Annotated in this window: 2 protein-coding genes; both read left to right on the top strand. The window is 41.3% G+C overall.

Annotation, left to right across the window (positions count from 1 at the left end; translation table 11 throughout):
- On the top strand, positions 1-289 hold a 289-nt coding region (locus QO008_RS08030; RefSeq protein WP_307385594.1), incomplete at its 5' end, for a transposase.
- Positions 259-1,007: IS3 family transposase (locus QO008_RS08035; protein ID WP_307385596.1), on the top strand; the 749-nt coding region annotated here is incomplete at its 3' end. The genes QO008_RS08030 and QO008_RS08035, both read left to right, overlap by 31 nt.

Genomic DNA, 1,007 nt, shown 5'->3' on the forward strand with positions numbered 1-1,007 from the left:
AAGCAGAAGAGTTTTCACAAAAGAATTCAAACTCGATATCGTGGAAAAGAAGCTGTCAAATATCTACTCCACGAAAGAAATCTGTGAGATTTATGATCTGAACCGACAGACTGTATGGCGTTGGGTAAAGGAATTTAAGAAAAACGGTCCGCTTGCTTTTGATTCCAAAGCAGTTGTTCCCGGGAATGAGCTCAAAGCATTGAAAAAAGAAATCGAAGAACTCAAAATGGAGAACGAAATCTTAAAAAAAGCCGAAGCATACTTTGCGCGCCGACAACAGACAAAATAAACTTTGCCATTGTCCATTTATGCCAATATCCGTTGCGTAAAGTATGCGAAATCATAAAAATCCCCCGATCTTCTTACTATTATCGTTTGAAACATCCCCTAAAGCCCCTATATTCCAAAGAAGAGATGCGTCCGGTGATAGAGGCATTTCATCGCCATCACGGGTCTTTTGGTCGTAGACATTTAAAAAAGATCTTGGAAAAGGAAGATTGCCACTATTCGGAATGGAAAATTTCCCGTATTCTGAAAATGAATGGCTTGCAAGCAAAATACGGCAGGAAGAAAATCCACAATGTCCACACAAGTCCCCATACAAAGCGCTATATTCAGGAAAATCTGTACGCCAAACTTTCTTCGCAGGAAAAGAAGCAAGAAATTTGGTCCACCGATTTTACGGAAATAAAAGTGGAAAACAAAACGTATTACGTTTGTGGCATTCTTTCGATACAATCGAAAGTCTTGGTGGGATATGCGAAATCCTCGAAGAACAATACAGCGGTGGCACTGGAAGCATTAAACGATGCCCTCGAACGCTATGAAAAACCGTATATGATCCTTACGGATCGAGGAAGTCCGTTTGTGAGCAAGAACTTTCATCGGACATTAGAAGAAAATGGAATCCTCCATTCCATGTCCCGGCCGCATCGGCCCGCTGATAACATCTTTATTGAGACCTTTTGGCAGACGATGAAAGTGGAGATGGGAAAGATATCCGCCTT

This window comes from Aedoeadaptatus ivorii, from assembly GCF_030815095.1.
GTDB classification, from domain to species: Bacteria; Bacillota; Clostridia; order Tissierellales; family Peptoniphilaceae; genus Aedoeadaptatus; species Aedoeadaptatus ivorii.